This window comes from Bifidobacterium castoris (assembly GCF_003952025.1).
In the GTDB taxonomy this organism is placed as follows: domain Bacteria; phylum Actinomycetota; class Actinomycetes; order Actinomycetales; family Bifidobacteriaceae; genus Bifidobacterium; species Bifidobacterium castoris.
The window spans coordinates 1-17003 of sequence record NZ_QXGI01000009.1; the positions used below are offsets into that span (position 1 = coordinate 1).

The 17003-nt window shown below is 64.9% G+C and carries 10 protein-coding genes and 1 tRNA gene; 1 reads left to right on the forward strand and 10 read right to left on the reverse strand.

The window, feature by feature from the left end; genetic code table 11:
- The 10 genes from D2E22_RS08750 to D2E22_RS08795 all read right to left on the reverse strand — a co-directional run.
- Positions 1-3734, reverse strand: a 3734-nt coding sequence (locus D2E22_RS08750) for an Ig-like domain-containing protein (RefSeq protein WP_126032734.1), incomplete at its 3' end; no start/stop codon positions are given.
- 424 nt (positions 3735-4158) lie between these two features.
- A complete protein-coding gene (locus D2E22_RS08755; protein WP_126032735.1) occupies positions 4159-5991 on the reverse strand; it encodes a DUF4012 domain-containing protein in 1833 nt (610 codons plus the stop codon).
- Positions 5992-6063: 72 nt separating this feature from the next.
- The gene (locus D2E22_RS08760) at positions 6064-7542 is read right to left on the reverse strand and encodes a tyrosine-protein kinase domain-containing protein (RefSeq protein ID WP_126032736.1); all 1479 of its coding nucleotides are present in this window, start codon (positions 7540-7542) and stop codon (positions 6064-6066) included.
- A gap of 125 nt (positions 7543-7667) precedes the next feature.
- Complete coding sequence (gene thrB / locus D2E22_RS08765) at positions 7668-8654, reverse strand: homoserine kinase (protein WP_126032737.1); 987 nt, start codon at positions 8652-8654, stop codon at positions 7668-7670.
- Between the two features lie 169 nt (positions 8655-8823).
- Positions 8824-10134 (reverse strand): homoserine dehydrogenase, encoded by a 1311-nt coding sequence (locus tag D2E22_RS08770; RefSeq protein ID WP_126032738.1) that lies wholly within the window; start codon positions 10132-10134, stop codon positions 8824-8826.
- A 99-nt stretch (positions 10135-10233) separates the two neighbouring features.
- Positions 10234-11823, reverse strand: coding sequence for a diaminopimelate decarboxylase family protein (locus D2E22_RS08775; protein WP_126032739.1), 1590 nt, complete (start codon positions 11821-11823; stop codon positions 10234-10236).
- Positions 11824-11934: 111 nt separating this feature from the next.
- Positions 11935-13731 carry an arginine--tRNA ligase gene (gene argS / locus D2E22_RS08780; protein ID WP_126032740.1) on the reverse strand — a complete coding sequence of 599 codons (1797 nt, stop codon included), beginning with the start codon at positions 13729-13731 and terminating at the stop codon, positions 11935-11937.
- Positions 13732-13779: 48 nt separating this feature from the next.
- Positions 13780-15213: a glycoside hydrolase family 30 protein gene (locus D2E22_RS08785; RefSeq protein WP_126032741.1), complete on the reverse strand. Its 1434-nt coding sequence runs from the start codon at positions 15211-15213 to the stop codon at positions 13780-13782.
- A gap of 80 nt (positions 15214-15293) precedes the next feature.
- Positions 15294-15695, reverse strand: a complete 402-nt coding sequence (locus tag D2E22_RS08790) for a Rid family detoxifying hydrolase (protein WP_126032742.1) — start codon at positions 15693-15695, stop codon at positions 15294-15296.
- Between the two features lie 453 nt (positions 15696-16148).
- Positions 16149-16221, reverse strand: a tRNA-Arg gene (locus D2E22_RS08795).
- 112 nt (positions 16222-16333) lie between these two features.
- On the opposite strand from D2E22_RS08795, the gene D2E22_RS08800 reads away from it, so the two are divergent.
- Positions 16334-16972, forward strand: a complete 639-nt coding sequence (locus D2E22_RS08800; RefSeq protein ID WP_420897255.1) for a CYTH domain-containing protein — start codon at positions 16334-16336, stop codon at positions 16970-16972.
- Positions 16973-17003: the final 31 nt, after the last annotated feature.

Consider the following 17003-nt stretch of genomic DNA (forward strand, 5'->3'; position numbering starts at 1 on the left):
AAACGACCATCCGAATACCCATTCGTGACACCCACAGCCGCCAGCCACTCGATCTCATCATGGAACGCCACACCAGCCGGCACATCCGAGAACCGATCAGACGACGAACCGTTCTTCGACACCGTCAGCACAATCGAGGAATGCTTGTCGCCGGCCGTAGCCGTGATGACGGCCATGCCTTCGGCCTTCGCCGTGACCTTGCCATTGCCATCAACCGTCGCAACCGCCGTATCCGACGAATCCCACGTCACGGCACCGATCTGGGCGTTGGCAGGCGTCGCCGTCACCGACAACTGCACCGAGTTGTTCTGTGCCAGCGTCAGCTTGTTGCTCGACACGCCGGAGCCAGTGATCTGGATCGACTGCAGCGCCGGGCCGGCGTCCTCGACCGTCACGATGATGGAGGCGGACTTACCGCCGACGGTCGCCATGATGACGGCCATGCCGACCTTGACGCCACGGACGGCGCCCGTCGAGGAGACGGTCGCGATCGAATCATCGGAGGAGATCCACGTCACGTTCTGATCGGTGGCGTTCGACGGGGTGATGGCGGCGTTGAGGTTCAGGCCCGCGCCGACGTTGATCGACGCCTTGCCGTTCGCCACACCGGTACCCGAAATCGCAACCGACTGCACCGGGATGTCGACGATCTCCGGGGTCACCGTCACGTTGACCGTCGTCGACTTGCCGCCAGCCGTCGCCGTGATCGTCGCCGTGCCGGCCTTGACCGCCGTCACGTTACCCGAGGCATCCACCGTCGCCACCGACGCATCCGACGACTTCCACGAGACCGCACGATCCGTCGCGTTCGCCGGAGCCACCGTCGCCGACAGCTGCTTCGATGCACCCTCCTTGAGCTCGAAGTCGCCGCCCGCAATCGACACCGACGTGACGGGGACCACGGTCACGCACGGAGCGACCGAGCCGATCGTACCGTTCTCAACGACGATGTTCGCGCCGCTGGCCTTGTAGTTCTTCTCGCCGTTGTTGTCCCAAGTGCCCGAGCCGTTGGTGAACACGAACTCGACCTCGTCGCCTTCGGTGCCGGCGATCGTGTACTTGACGTAGCCGTCGCAGGCCGCCTCCATCTTGACGCCCGGAACGGTCGTCCAGGTGCCGGCCGCGCCGCCCTTGTTCACACGGTAGTGCAGATAGGTGGAGTTCGCGCCGAACTTGGAGGCCGGATAGTAGACGGTCGTGTCGTGGACGACCGGCGCCTCACCGGTGACGTTGACGGTCACGGTGTCCGACTTGCCGCCGACGGAGGCGGTGATCGTCGCTGTGCCCTTGGCGACGCCCTGCACGACGCCGTTCTTGACGACGGCGACGCGCTCGTCCGACGAGGTCCACTGGACCGGCTTGCCGGCGGCCGCGGCCGGTGCCACGGTGGCGGTCAGCTGAGCGGTGCCCCCGTCGGCGAGGTCGATGTTGACCGTGCCCGCCGGGCTGATCGTGACGGAGTCAACGGTCACGGCGAGGCAGGAGGCTTCCTCCCACTTGCCGCTCGTGACGTTGCCGTCCCAGACGTAGGAGCCGTCGATGAGCAGGCCCGCGGCGTCCACATGGTCGTCCGGATCGGTGACCGCGGAGTCAGCGGGGAACTTGTTGCCCGGGATCTCGCCGGCACCGCCGTTGTTGAAGATGACGCGGATCGGATCGTCACCGGCCTTGTCGATGATGTCCTCCGGAATCTCGTAGACCTGATCGGCGGTGCCGTCGCAGGCGCCGGATTCGGCCGTCATCAGCACGCCGGGCCAAGCGGCGTTCTCGATGACGGAGCCCGCAGCGGCGTTGTTGTCCACATACACATAGGCGTAGATCTTGTCCCATGCCACCGGCTTCTTCGCGTAAGCCGTGTAGGAGACGACCGCGTTCGGATCCTTCTTCGTGAAGGTCTCGGTCACGGTCAGCGACTTGCCGTCCTGATCAGTACCGGTCAGCGTGACGGTGATCTGCGTGTTCACAGGGCTCTTCGCACCGATCGTGATCGTCTGGCCGTCGGTGAACGAGCCGGCGTCGCCTTCGGTGGTGCTGTAGCGCGCGTTGTTGACGTTGCGCGCGGTGAGCGTCACCTGCGTCGTGTCGGTCTTGAAGGACTTCGCGCCGGTCGCGGCGAGCGAGGCGCGCGGCGTGTTCGACGCGTTGTAGAATACGTGGATCTTGCCGCTGTTGACCGAACCGGAGGTGATCTTCTTGCCGGAGACGGTGAGCTTGTTACCATACACCTGATCGACGTATTCGCCGTCGTCAAGCATCGTGTCCATACCGGCGAGGTTCTTGTCGCCGTCCATGTTCACGACGGTCACGCCGTCATTGTTGCTGTTGCCGTCGGTCTTGTAACGCTCGATCATCAGGCAGTTGTTGTTGCCGTTGCAGTTGCGCAGATATTCGGCGTTGCCTTCCATCGCATTGCGGAACTTGTTGACCGCGACGACCTCGGGATGCTTCCACTCGTCATCGCCAGCATCGCCAAGCGACGAGATCTCTGCGAATCGGGGATTGTTGCCGCCCGAACCCTGCGGACGGTTGAAGAACAGCGGCGCGCCGCCGGCACGGGAGGCGACGATGCCCCAGCCCATGCGGATCTGCCATGCCGTCAACTGGGACGAATACTCGTTCGTGTTCGCATAGGTGTCATGCGATTCGACCCATGTGACGAGCTGGTTGTCGTTCACACCGGTGCCCTGCAGGCTGCCGAGACGACCGGAGTTGATGTTCTTGTCCTGCAGTGCGGCACGGATCGTGTTGCCATAGTTGGACGCCGTGTTGCCGCCGCCGTTCGTCGAATACTTGTCGAACAGGGCCGGATACGCCGGGGCGTTCAGGCCCTGATCGCCCTGCAGGACCTCGCCGTACTGGTACTGCGCGCCATTCGGCAGGATCGTGTCATAATACGGCGAATACTGCGCGAATTCATTCGGGAGCTCGATGTGCTTCGCCGCATCATAACGGAAACCATCCACACCATCCGCGACCGCACGCGTCAGATAGTCCTTCATGCGATCGGCGACGGTCTGGCTCTGGGTGTTCAGATCGAGCAGGCTGAGCAGATGGCACTGCGTGACCTGCCAACGGTTGTCGTAATTGATTGCATCGCCACGAATGCTGTACTCATCGGAAGCGCCGCAAATACCCCAATCAGGATGGAAGTTGTTGGAATCCTTCCAGCTGGATTCAACCGCGTTCCAGTCGGCGGTGAAGTGGTTGATGACGGCGTCGGCAATGATGCGAATGCCGTGCTTGTGAGCCTCTTCGGTCATCGCCTTGATCTCGGCCTCGGTGCCAATGACCTTGTTGCCGATGCCGGTGCCGGACGGCTGGTACACGTAATACCAGTTCTCAGTGAACACGCCGCCATGTTCCGGCCCCTTGATTGTACTCATCGGCACCGTCTGGATCGAGGTGTAGCCGGCGTTCGCGATCTCCTCCATATGAGCCTTGATCGTATTCGCCGACCACATCCACGCATGCAGGATCGCGCCGTAATCCATCTCCTTGGACAGGCCGTAGGATTCGCGGGCCGCTTCGAACTGCGCGTTGCCGAGCGTGCGATCGTAGCTCGTCGTCGGCGCGTTCGCCGCGGACGCCGCCGGAGCGGTGACCATGCCGAGGGCCATGCCGCCGGCGAGCGTCGCGAGCGCCGAGACGCTGGCCACCGCCTTGGCGATGAGGCCGCGCCCTCCCGAGCGCTTGGTCTTCCCGAGCTGCTGCCCGGTCTCAGACAGAGGAACCATACCACTGTCTCCTTTTCTTCTCTAGAATAAGGTGCTTTCTTTCCTTATGACCACCCGTTCGCATAGCCGGATGGCACTGCACATGTCTGTCCGCCGCGAACATAAGGCATGTTCTCTGAGCGAACAGACACTTCAGTCGGCACAATCATTGTGCAACCGTTCGCATGCCGTCTATTATATGCAAAAACTTCCGCAGAACCAACACGATGCTTTCATATAGCAAACGCTGTCATCTGCATATTGAACGATACCATTCGACATATGCGGTTGATTCGCCCATCCCCCAACGACTTAACCGATTAAGTTCCCGGGCACAGCCGCCCCGCTACGGCAATGCGGAAACACGTCCCTCCGACACGCCGAAGGCGTCGGCGGCATATCACTCTGCCGCCGACGCCTTCGGTGTCCCGTCCGTCGGAATCGTTTACTTCGCCTCGCATTTCGGCGCGAGATAGGTGACGCCGTCGTCGGCCCAGCCCATCGGCGTCTGGTCGATTGTCAGCGGCGCCGTCGCCTTCTTCGAGACGCGCACATCGAAGGTGTAGGTTGCGAGCTGCCCCGGATTGATCTGCACGTAGGCCTGATAGGCCTTGACGCCGTCGATCGTCGTCTCCTGTGCGGCGTCGACCTTGCCGCCGAGCTGCATCAGATTGGTGATCGAGCCGCCTTCGGGCGCGTAGAACAGGATCTTCTCCATCGCCTTGCCGGTGTTGGCCTTGTTGTTGCCGGTGATGTACATCGGCAATGTCTTCGCCTCGTCCTCGGTCATCGTGTTGCGGATCGTGAACTCCACATGGTAAAGGTCGCCGTCATCGCAGTTCACCCGCTGGATCTTCGCCTCGCGCTTGATGTACCAGCCCATCTTCGACGGGTTCTGCTCGGTCAGGTAGATGCCGACGGACGGGTCAGTCTCGCTGTTCGGGGTCTGGCCGGTGAATCCTGCGGCGACGATGTCCTGCTCGATCTGCTCGTCGAAGGCGTACATCGTGAAATGGCGTCCTTTCGCCATCGTGCCCATCATCTCGCCGGTCCGGTACAGCTTGCCGATGCTCATATCGGAGAACATCGACTCCATCGCCTGGTTCGCGACGACGCCGAACAACGCATCGGTCTCGTTCTCCGGATACTTCTGGTAGACGGTGTTCATCAGGAACTCGGCGGTGTTGTCGCCGGTGAGCACGGTGCCGTCGGGCAGCGTCACGTCGCCGTTGATCGCGATGAGTTGCTGCAGGAACAGCGGATCGACCATGATGACGCCGTCGAGCGGCTGTTCCTTCCCCCACGGCGTGCGGTCCCAGATCGAACGCATCGCGACGGCCGAATCGGCGGTATTCGGGAACACGGCCAGATCGCGGATGTCGAAGGACATATGCAGCGGTCCTTCCTGCGTGAACACGCGGTCCATGTCCTGCGAGTGGTCGCCGATGCCGTAGGACAGGTAATCGCCGTTCGAACGGAATTCGCCGACATGGACGGTGCCGTCCGAGGTCGTCAGTTCACCGACCGAACCAATCAGACCGCCCGACGAACGCATTTCGGAGGGCGTCATCGCCATGACGGCGTAGGTGCGTGACTGGCCGTCGCCCAGCAACGCAGGCAGAACGCGAAACGCGTTCGACAACGCGTCGATGCGGTCGGCAAGGACGCTGAGTTTAGCAGCACCGTCGTCATAGGCGTTGCGGATCATGCCGATGTTTGGTTCCTTGAGATCGTCATAGGCGCTCACCTGCTCCTGGAACGATGCGTTCGCCTTGTCGAGCGGTTCGGACGCCGCGATGATCGGCTGCAGGTTGATGCCGTCGCCGCCATTGGCGATCTGCGCCTCGCTGAGCGTCTTCATGACGTCGACGAACTGCGGCATCGATTCCTGAACGATGCCGTCGATCGTCGTCGTCATGCCCTGGACGGTGGCGATGTCGTCGCCGACGAACGGCATCTTCGCGACGAAGTTCCATAGTCCCCCATGGGCGATGGCCGAGGCCTGCTTCGTCTCCTGCGCGATCTGCGGCAGCACATCGCCGGCGTCGGCGAGCTTGTCGGCGTCGGAGGAGGCGAGCTGCGACAGCATCGAGACCGCCTTCGATTCGTGGGCTTGCACCTGCTTCGCCTGACGGAACAGCTGGAAGCCGACGACGCCGCACGCAACGAGCGCGAGCACGAGAACTGTCAGCACGCCGACGACCCATGGCCAAATCCTGCGACGCCGATGATGGTGATGATGGTGATGGCGGTGTGGCTGCGCGTGCGTGTGCGACATGGCGCTCCTTAGGCCCAATGAAAAGCGCGGATTCCTTGAGGTTCAGGAATCCGCGGGACGAATCGGAATCGGTTACTTGAGCGAGAAGCGGCGCTTCTTGCGGTGGTCGGTGCTGCGGCTCGAATAGTAATAGTAATAGTTGGTGTGTTCGAGCGACTTCTTCGAGTCGCGCGCGCAGTTGAAGACGATGCCGGTCGTCGACAGGTCGAGCGTCGTGAGCTCCTCCGAGATGTCGCGCAGATCGCGCTTGAGCGTCTGGTCGCGGCGGCAGACCATGATCAGCGAGCCGCCACGGCGCACGAAGATGACGGCGTCGTTCGCGACGACCATCGGCGCCGTATCGATGAGCACGTAATCGTACTGCTCCATCGCGTTGTTGAGCAGCTCCTCCATGATCGGCGAGTTGAGCAGCGTCGACGCGTTCGGCGGTTTCGGGCCGGCCGGCATGACATGCAGGTTCGGCTTCCAGTAGCGCTGTACGACGTCCTTGACCGAAGCCTGGCCGGACAGGACGTGGGTCAGGCCAGCCGAACCGTCAAGGTCGAGTTTCTTCGCGACCGACGGATGGCGCAGATCGGCGTCGATGAGCAGGACCTTCGCGCCGTTCTCGGCGAGCGCGGCGGCGACGTTGACCGACATCGTCGTCTTGCCTTCGCTCGCACCGGTCGACGTGACGACGATGAGACGGCAGTTCGTGCCGTCCACCGGCGCCATGAAGGTCAGGTTCGTGCGCACGCGGCGGAAGTCCTCGGCGACCGGGCTGCCCGGTTCGCTGACGACGGCCGGCTTCGTGCCCTTGAGCAGCTCCTCCTCGGGGATGCGGCCGATGATCGGCGCATCGAGGTATTCGCCGACCTCATCGTCGTCCTGCACGCGCTTGGACAGCACATCCTTGAGCAATGCGGCGAAGACGCCGAGAATCAGTCCGCCGACAATGCCGATGAGGATGTTGAGCTTCCATTTCGGCGAGCTCGGCGAGCTCGGCGCCGTAGCCGGCTGCACAATCGAAAGCTTGACCGACGAACGTGAACCGGATGCGTACAGCGTGTTCTCGACGACGGAGCTGAGCGACTTCGCGACGGCGTTCGCGATGTCGGCGGCACGTGCGGGGTCGCCGTCGGTCACCGTGATGTTGACGAATGCGGTATTGGCCGGATTGGTGACGCTGATCTCGCCCTTCAGCTGGCCGACCGACATCTGCAGTCCGAGGTCCTCGATGACCGGCTGCAGCACCGACTGCGTCGTCGTCAGCGCCGGATACGACTTGATCTGGCTCATGATGTACGAGCTGCCATTGTTCTGCTCGGACGAGTTCGCAGTGCCGTCCGAAGCGTCGTTGTAGGTCGCGAACAGCTGGGACGTCGTCGAATACTTCACCGGGGACATCATCGTCATTCCGATCGCGGCACCGAGCACGACGGCGAAGGTGACGATGATCGTGATGACGTGCTTGCGTATGATGCCGAACAGGCCGGACAGCGTCATGCCGTCGCTTTCCGGTTTCGCGGCGACGGCACCGGGTGCCTGCTGCTCGATAATGTTTTCAGCCATCTAGGTTTGTTCCCCTCTGAGAGGTGAGACCGTACCACACCGGGCGCCCCTCACGGCACGGAACGCGGTCGTCGGCCTGTCTCGTAAAATCAGCTTCTTTATCGTATCTTTTGCGCTCGACGCAATTACAGACGCGCCACCTGCACGCCGAGCGTGTCGACGCCTAGATGCAGGACGCGCCAATGGCCGGAGGCGAGTTCGTCGGCCGCCACAGCGTCGATCTCGCCGGCGGCGTCGCCCGCATGGAGCACGATCACGCAGGGGCCGGCGCCGGAGACCATCGCCGCATAGCCGTTCATGCGCAGCTTCGCGATGAGGTCGGCGGAAGGCCGCATCAACGGGCCGCGGTACTGCTGGTGCAGCCGGTCCTCGGTCGCATCCATCAGCAACGTGTCGGCGTCATGCGCGGCGGTGAGCGCGCCCGGGTTCATCGCGCCGATGAGCAGCGCCGCGCGGGACACGTTGAACACGGCGTCCTTGAACGGCACGAGCGCCGGAAGCGCCTCGCGTGCCGCGCTCGTCGACAGTTCGAAATCGGGGATGAACACCGACGTCGTGATCGTCGGGTCGACGATGTAGTTGACGGTGCGGTAACCGGCGTTGATGACGGCGCCGTTCTCGAGCGTGCGCCGCATACCGTCCTCGGTCCAGGACACGGTCATGCCACCGTAGACGGCGGGCGCCACGTTGTCCGGATGGCCTTCAAGCTCCGCGGCGAGCGCGAAGATCGCGTCACGGTCGAGTTCGCCCTCATGGCTGAACGCGTAGGCCGCGCTGATGCCGGCAACGATCGCCTCGGCCGACGAGCCCATGCCGCGCGCCTGCGGGATGTTGTTGTGCGCCTCGAGGATGAAGCCGGTCTTGCTCAGTCCGAATCGCGAGCATGCGCGGCGGAACGTGGAGACGACGAGATGGGATTCGTCACGCGGCAGCGTGTCCTCGCCTTCGCCGTCGATGAGCACCTGGGCCGCCATGTTGAGCGGATCGGAGCTCAGTGTGAACTCCAGTTCGTCGTGATAGTCCAGCGCGAGCCCCACGGTGTCGAAACCGGAGCCGAGATTCGCGCTTGTCGCGGGCACACGGACGTGCACCTTACGCGTTACCGGATCCATCGGATATGTCCTGCCTTACTTCGTCTCTCCAAGTCCGCCGCCACATGCGACGCGCAGACCACCGCCCCGGCCAACGGCACGGACGGCAAACCATCGTTCATGATACACAGAAGGCTGGTCGCGTCCGTTGACGCGGCCAGCCTTCCATTGTCTTAAGCCGGGCCGGGAATCAGTCGAGCACGCGGATGATCGACGGTTCGCCGGTCACGCAGTCGAGTTCGCACACCTCGGCGACGGTCGCGCGCAGCGTCGTCTCGTCGGTCATGTGCGTCACGAGGCGCAGCTGCTGGATCTCGCCGTCGTATCCCGGATCCTTGAGCGTCGGCTTGAGGTCCTGGTTGACGCCGTTGATCGAAACGCCGTTCTTCGCGAAGACCGCCGAGATCTGCGCGAGGACGCCCGGATTGTCATGGATAAGGAAGCGCACGGCGAAGGCGGCCTTCGACGTGCTCAGCGGCGCGATCGGATAGTCGTTGTACATGCGGATCGCCGGGCCGGTGCAGCCGGACGCGATGTGGCGCGCGACGGTCACGATGTCGCCGACGACAGCGGACGCGGTCGGAGCGCCGCCGGCGCCGCGGCCGTAGAACATCAGATCGTCGGCGTATTCGGCGCGCACGAAGACGGCGTTGAAGGAGCCGCGCACCGACGCGAGCGGATGCTCGTTGCGGATGAGCGCCGGATAGACGCGAGCGGAGACGCCATGCTCGTCCTTGCTGACGACGGCGAGCAGCTTGACGACCTTGCCTTCGGCGGTCGCGGCGGCGATGTCGTCGGCCGTGATGTGCGTGATGCCCTCGACGGTCACGTCGTCGATGCCGACGTTCGTGTGGAAGCCGAGCGTCGCCATGATCGCGGCCTTGTTCGCCGCGTCGTGGCCTTCGATGTCGCCGGTCGGGTCGGCTTCGGCGTAGCCCTTCGCCTGCGCGTCCTTGAGCGCGATGTCGAAGTCGAGGCCCTTCGTCGTCATCTCGTCGAGAATGTAGTTCGTCGTGCCGTTGACGATGCCGAGCATATCCTTGACCTGGTCGCCGACGAGCGACTCGCGCAGCGGGCGCACGATCGGGATCGCGCCGCCGACGGCCGCCTCGAAGTAGATGTCGACGTCGTTGTCCTCGGCCGCCTTGTACAGCTCCGGGCCGTACTTCGCGAGCAGCGCCTTGTTGGCGGTGACGACGGACGCGCCGTTGTTCATCGCCTCGAGCACGAAGGTGCGCGCGACGCCGGTGCCGCCGATGAGTTCGACGACGATGTCCGCATTCTTGACGACGCTCATCGTGTCGCTCGTCAGCAGCGACTTGTCGATCCACGGGAAGTCGACCTCTTCCGGGTCGAGGCAGGCGATGCCGGACAGCTCGATCGGACGGCCGATGCGCTGCGCGAGCTCATCCTTCTGTTCGACGAGCAGGCGCGCGGTCTGCGAGCCCACCGTTCCTGCGCCAAGCAGACCGACTCGAATCGGTGCGTTCTGTTCTGCCACTGTCCGTTCCTTTCTTTGCGGCGGTCACTACGCGCCATATTGTACGGGCAAGTCGTGAACGGGACGGCCACGCTTCCCCTATATGAAATCGTCGGGGAATCACTCGCTCACGTCGTAGGAGAGCAGGTCGTCGACGCTCTCGCGGCGCATCATCAGATGCGCGCCGTGCGCGTCTACGCCGACGACGGCCGGGAAGAGCGCCATGTTGTAGTTGCTCGCCATCGTACGGCCGTAGGCTCCGGTCACCGGCACGGCAATCAGGTCACCGCGGCGCACGTCGCCGGGGAGCCGCACCTCGTCGACGACGATGTCGCCGGACTCGCAATGGATGCCGACGACACGCGACAGCCGCGCCGGCTCATCGGAGACGCGGTTGGCGAGGACCGCCGTGTACTGCGCGCCGTAGAGCGCCGGGCGGATGTTGTCGCTCATGCCGCCGTCGACAGCCACATAGCTGCGTTCGCCGATCGACTCGCCGGCGTGGTCCGTGAAGCCCTCCCCCAGATGCACGGTCTTGATCGCGCCGACCGTGTACAGCGTGACGCCCGCCGGGGCGACGATCCAGCGGCCGGGTTCGAAGGAGATGATCGGCGCGGGCATCCCGAGCAGACGGTTCGTCTTCGCGACGGCGTCGGCGAGGCGCGCGAGCTCCCTGTCCACGTCCATGCGGTCCTCGTCGTCGGTGTAGGCGACCGAATAGCCTCCGCCAAGATCGACTTCGGGCAGCGTGTAGCCGTTCGTCGCGTAGAAGGTCTTGCGCAGCAGCATCATGCGGCGCCCGGCCTGGATGAAGGCGCCGGCGTCATGGATGTTCGAGCCGATATGCGAATGGACGCCGACGAGTTCGAGATCGTCGTAGGTCGCGATGTCGCGCAGCACGGCGATCGCCGGGCCGTTCGCGACGAGCTCCATCGCCGCGGCGAGCCGGCGGTCGCCTTCGGTCACGTCGGCCGCGTTGAGATCGTAGGGGTACCGCACGTCGTAGCGCAGCCGACGATCGGCCTGCCGTGTCTCCTCGCCGGACTCCTCGAGCGTGTTCTCCTCCATCAGCGCGTTCGCGGCCGCCGGCGTGACGCCCTCGAGCGCGTCGATGCCGTCGACGATCGCCGTGTCCGCGCCGACGGGCAGCAGCGCGACGCCGAACTTCTGGTCCTCATGCGCCGTCGAGATGAATTCATGGCCGCCGGCGTGGATGCCCGAAGTCACGCGCAGCATGACGCGCGCGCGCTTGCCGAGCCGTGCGGCGATCTCGGCGATGCGCGCCGGCTCGTCGGGCGAATCGACGACGATCTTCGAGAAGCCCTCGTTGATCGCCAGCTCGATCTCCTCGTCGCTCTTGTTGTTGCCGTGCAGCACGAGACGGCGGCCGGGCACGCCGGCCGCGAGCGCGATCCGCATCTCGCCGAGCGTGCAGGTGTCCACGTACATGCCCTCCTCGGTGACGATGCGCGCCATCTCCTTGCTCAGGAACGCCTTCGCCGCGTAGCTGACATGCGTCGTGCTGGTGGAGAAGGCCTGCGCGGCGGCCTTGACGAAGTGGCGTGCGCGGGCGCGCACCTCGTCAAGGTCGTAGACGTAGAGCGGCGTGCCGTATTCGTCGGCGAGCGCGCTCGCCGTGATGCCGTGGAAGGTCAGTTCGCCTGCGGCGTCGCGCGCCGTGTCCTGCGGCCAGATCGGGCTGATGGCCATGTCGGTTCCTTTCGTCGTGTCGTCTCATGCTGCGCGTGCGGTCGTCGCAGCGTCTCGTGCGATATACGGCACGCCGGCGCCACCGTGTGGTGGTCGCCGGCGTGCGGAGGGTCACATCTTGTCCGGTGCGGAGACGCCGAGCAGGTCGAGACCGCTGGCGATGACGGTCTGCACGGCGTCGTTGAGCCGCAGGCGTGCGGCTGCGCGCGCAGGTTCCGGGCATTTCGCGATGCGCGTCGCCTCGCGGGTCGTCTCGTCGGCGCGTTCCTCGGCTTCGGTGAGCGCCATCGGCACGACGCGTTCGACGTTGTACCACTTGTGATAGGCGGCGGCGAGGTCCTCGAGGTAATGCGCGATGCGATGCGGCGCGCGCAGGTCGCCGGCCTGGGCGAGCACGGACGGCCACTGGGCGAGCATCGCGATGACCTCGCCGTCGGCCGCAGTGTCGAGCAGCCCCATGTCGGCGCCGTCGCGCGTGATGTTCGCGGCGGCCGCGTTGCGGTCGACGTTGCAGGAGCGCGCGTGCGCGTACTGCACGTAGTACACCGGGTTGTCGTTCGAATGCGACGCGAGCAGGTTGAGGTCGATGTCGACCGGCGAGTTGTAGTCGGTGCGGGCGAGCGAGTAGCGCGAGGCGTCCACGCCGATCGCGTCGATGAGGTCGTCGATCGTCACGACGTTGCCGGCGCGTTTGCTCATGCGCACGGCCTTGCCGTCCTTCATGACGTTGACGAGCTGGCCGATGAGGATCTGCATGTTCTCCCCCGGCTTGTCGCCGAAGGCGGCGCACATAGCCATCATGCGACCGATGTATCCGTGATGGTCGGCGCCGAGCATGTAGATCGCGACGTCGGCCGGATGGTCCTTGCGATGGCGCTTGTTGCGGTAGTAGGCGATGTCGGCGGCGAAGTACGCGTAGTTGCCGTCGGATTTGATGATGACGCGGTCCTTGTCATCGCCGTGCTTCGTCGATGCGAACCAGGTGGCGCCGTCCTTCTCGTAGATGTCGCCGCGTGCGCGCAGGTCGTCGATCGCCTTCTCGACCTCGCCGTCCTCGTACAGGCTGTTCTCATGGAACCAGACGTCGAAGCGGACGCGGAACTCCCTCATCGACTGCTGGATCTCCTCGAACATCATCGGCACGGCGCGCTTGCGGAACTCCTCGCGCTGTGCGGAGTCACCCTCGCCGAGCGGTTCGCCGTTGTCGTCCGTGCCGCCGTCGACGCGCGGCAGGTTGAGGATGTCGACGCCGTCGGCGTTCGCCTCGGCGATGACGCGGCGCGCGATCTCGTCGATGTAGGCGCCCTTGTAGCCGTCGATCGGCGTAGGCTCCTCATGCGCGGCCGCGACGAGCGACTTGGCGAAGCGGTTGATCTGCTCGCCGTGGTCGTTGAAGTAGTATTCGCGCACGACGTCGGCGCCGTTCGCCTCGAGCACGCGGGCCATCGAATCGCCGACGGCCGCCCAGCGCGTGCCGCCGATGTGGATCGGGCCGGTCGGGTTCGCGGAGACGAATTCGAGGTTGAGCGTGCGTCCGCTCAGATGGTCGTTGCGGCCGAAATCGGCGCCTTCTGCGAGCGCCTGGTCGACGATCTGCGCGGCCGAGGCCGAATCGAGCGTGATGTTGATGAAGCCGGGGCCCGCCACCTCGACGGTGTCGATGCCGTCGGCCTCATCGAGGCGCGCGGCGAAGAGCTCGGCCAGGTCGCGCGGCTTCATGCCGGCCTTCTTCGCGAGCTGCATCGCCGCGTTCGAGGCCCAGTCGCCGTGCGCGCGGTCCTTGGGACGCATGACCGCGAATTTGGATTCGTCGGGGATCAGATCGGCGGTCAGGTCGCCCGCCTGGCCGTCGGCAACAAGCTGCTGGGCGATGCCGTAGATAAGTTCACTTAACGCTTCAGGACTCATTCCACCAAGTCTACCGTCCAAGCAGACAGAATGGCGGCCTGCGACGCCTCACGGCGTGCGGACGGCGAGCTGCAGATCGGTGAGCGTCGTCAATGAGCGCGGCGGCAGCTGCACGGTCACGGCCCCGATGCGCAGCGGCGCCGGCGACTCATGTTCGTTCGTGACGACGGCGGCGATCGACCCGTCGGTCGTGCGGAACGCGGCCGCATGCAGGCCTGCGGCATGCTCCAGCCGGTGCTCGAGCACGACGGATCCGGGCTGCACGAAACGCGAGCAGTGCGCGAGGATGTAGTAGTCGGCGTTGCGCGTGACCGTATGCGTCCGCCCGTCGATCGTCAGCAGGCCGCGGTTCTGCGAGTGCCGGTGGTCGTTGCGCAGATAGTAGTAGTCGGGCCCTCCTCGCCCGTCGAGCGCGATGTTCCACAGCACGACCGACTGCGCCCAGTTGTTCAGCATCGCGATGACGCGCGCCGAGGTCTGCACGAGCGCGGCGTCCCAATTGCGCGGCCCCCATTCGCCGCCCGACGCTTCGGTCACCCAGATGCCCTTGTCCGGCCAGATGCGGTGGATGTCGCTCATCGTGCGCGATGCGCCGCCGTAGTAGTGCCATGCCGATCCGGCGACGGCGCGCAGCGCCCGCGGCCATGCGTACAGTTCGCGGACGAATCGGCCGTCGGGATAATGATCGGTCGAGTAATTGTGGTCCCAGCACAGGATGCGCACATCCCCCAAGCCGTGCCTGCGCAGGCGGGGCGCGAGGAAGTCGGCGATGAAACGCGCCTGCTGCGCCGGCGTCATCGCCATCGACGGCCAGCGCGACTGCGGATAGTCGGGTTCGTTCGTCGGCGTGACTCCGAAGACCTGCAGGCCGGCGTCGCGGTAATGCGCGATGAAACGCGCAAGATATTCGGCGTAGGCGCCGTACATGCGCGGCCGCAGATAGCCGGTCAGGCGCGTAAGCGGGCGTTTGCCGAGGATTGAGCGGTTCGTCTTCATCCATGCCGGGGCGCTCCACGGCGAGACGATGATCGCAAGCGGCGGGGCCGACGGATCGCCCGATGCGCGGATCGACTGCGCGACCTTGAGACACGGCATGATCATGCGCGTCTCTGGCGAGAAATCGAGGGAGCCGAGCCGCGGATCGGCGCGACGGCGCGTGAAGCGGTACGGGCGCGTCACATGGTCGGACGGTCCGATCGGCTGACGCAGCATCGAGATGCCTATGCCGTGGCGGACGCTGAACAGATCGGTCATCACGGCATGCCGCGCGGCGATGGGCAGCCGGCGGATCAGCGCGGCCGAGGCCTGCGTGAGCGAGGCGCCGAAACCGTCGATGCGTTGGCGGGGACGAGAAGCGTCGATCGCCAGCGCGGGGCCATCGTCCCCGGCGTCGGGCAGCAAGAAGCCGGACGGCGTGATCTCGCGCAGCGCTGCGGCGAGCGCGGTGTCGTCGGAGTTGGCGTAGCTGGTGAACATACGCATGAGCACACTGTATCGCGCGAGCGATGCGCAAGCGATGCAGTGTGCTCAGAGGGTATAGCGGGGCGTACGGTCCGGTCCGTTCAGGAGGCGTCCGGGCAGGCGGCGATGACGTCGATCTCGACGAGCGCGCCCTTCGGGATCATGTTGTTGCCGAACGCGACGCGCGCCGGCTTTACGGTGCCGGTGAAGGTCTTCGCGTAGACGGCGTCGACGGCGGCGAAGTCCTCGACGTTTCGCAGATAGATCGTCGCGCGGCAGACATGTTCGACGCCGCAGCCGGCGGCGGCGAGGATGTTCGTGATGTTCTTGAGCGCGCGGGCGGCCTGGTCGGCGGCCTCGACGCCGTCGAGCTCGCCGGTGGCCGGGTCGATGCCGAGCTGGCCGGAGACGAAGATGAATCCGTTCGCCTGCACGGCCTGGCTGTAGGCGCCGAGCGCGGCCGGCGCCTCCGTCGTCGCGATCGCCTTGAGATTTTCGTACATAACGGTTCCTTTCATCCAAGCGTCCCTGTGCGCCTGCTGCGACGTACGGGAACAGGTTATTCGGCATCATAACGGCGCCCATGGCACATGCGCCTTCAACGGTCACGTTGTGGTCAACGGCGTCGAGGCGTTTGCCGCCGGCATCGCGAACACGACCGTCGCGGAATGCACCCGAGGTATTCACGAGCGGAGACGGTTGCGAACGCCGCCGTCGCAGTCGACACCCGAATGGTTCGCCAACCCATCCGATTGCGAACATCGCGGCCATGTTGCGCACCGGTCATGTTCGCAAAGCGACGGGTTCGCGGACATGACCGGTGCGGAATACCTCCACGATGTTCGCAGATCAGGATTTCTGCGATCACGGATGCCGCACCTCGCGCACATGACGATCGCAGAACGCCGCAAAACAGCAGGAAACCCCGCCCTGAACAAATCAGGACGGGGCATCGGTGGGCTTAATGGGGTTCGAACCCACGACCTTTCGCTCCGGAGGCGAACGCTCTATCCACTGAGCTACAAGCCCGTTTGCACCTCTCTACTGTACACGAAAGCCGGACGTAGCGAAACCCGCCCTCCCCCGCAGCCGCCGTCCAGGCACCCGGACCGGATCCGCGCACTACACTGGGACTATGGATATGATGATGGATGGCATGCCGCTGCTCGACGAATACCAGTACGAGCGCCGCTTCTTCTGCAGGAACATGCCGGCGGAACTCGACGACGGCGACGCGCCGGAGCTCATCATCCAAAGCTATTTCGTACACGCCGACCGTTACGCGCTGCGCGTGCGCCTGACGACGCGAGCGCTGCGCGTCCCGATGGCCGCCGACCTCGACGCGCGCGCCGTGCTCGCCGAACACTGCGACGCGTTCCGCACGGCCACGCTCGGCGTCAAGGGACCGTCGGTGGGCGGCACGCGCTACGAGGCGTCGCGCGACATCGACGCGCAGATCGCGGCCTCGCTCGTGCTGCGCGGCGGCGACGTCATCATCAAGAACCGCTATACGGCGTGGATCGGCGCCGACGGCTGGAGCATCGACGTCTTCGGCGGTATGAACGCCCCGCTCGTCGTCGCCGCCGCGCAGCGCAGCACGCCGGTGACGAACCTGACCATCCCGCGCTTCTGCATCACCGAGATCACCGATGTGCCGCGATTCAGCAACGATGAGCTCTCATGGCGTCCGTTCGGGCAATGGTCCGACGACTTCGAACGTGAGCTCGAACGCAACGGGCCGTCGTTCCAACAGTCGTTCGGCAGGAACACGTTGGAATGACGGCCCGTACGGTCGACGCCGACGTCGGTCG

Coding starts and splice junctions, on each gene's coding strand:
- D2E22_RS08755 (WP_126032735.1), bottom strand. CDS start 5,991: ATGTCGCACACGCACGCGCAGCCACACCGCCATCACCATCATCACCAT.
- D2E22_RS08760 (WP_126032736.1), bottom strand. CDS start 7,542: ATGGCTGAAAACATTATCGAGCAGCAGGCACCCGGTGCCGTCGCCGCG.
- thrB (WP_126032737.1), bottom strand. CDS start 8,654: ATGGATCCGGTAACGCGTAAGGTGCACGTCCGTGTGCCCGCGACAAGC.
- D2E22_RS08775 (WP_126032739.1), bottom strand. CDS start 11,823: ATGGCCATCAGCCCGATCTGGCCGCAGGACACGGCGCGCGACGCCGCA.
- argS (WP_126032740.1), bottom strand. CDS start 13,731: ATGAGTCCTGAAGCGTTAAGTGAACTTATCTACGGCATCGCCCAGCAG.
- D2E22_RS08785 (WP_126032741.1), bottom strand. CDS start 15,213: ATGCGTATGTTCACCAGCTACGCCAACTCCGACGACACCGCGCTCGCC.
- D2E22_RS08790 (WP_126032742.1), bottom strand. CDS start 15,695: ATGTACGAAAATCTCAAGGCGATCGCGACGACGGAGGCGCCGGCCGCG.
- D2E22_RS08800 (WP_420897255.1), top strand. CDS start 16,334: ATGATGATGGATGGCATGCCGCTGCTCGACGAATACCAGTACGAGCGC.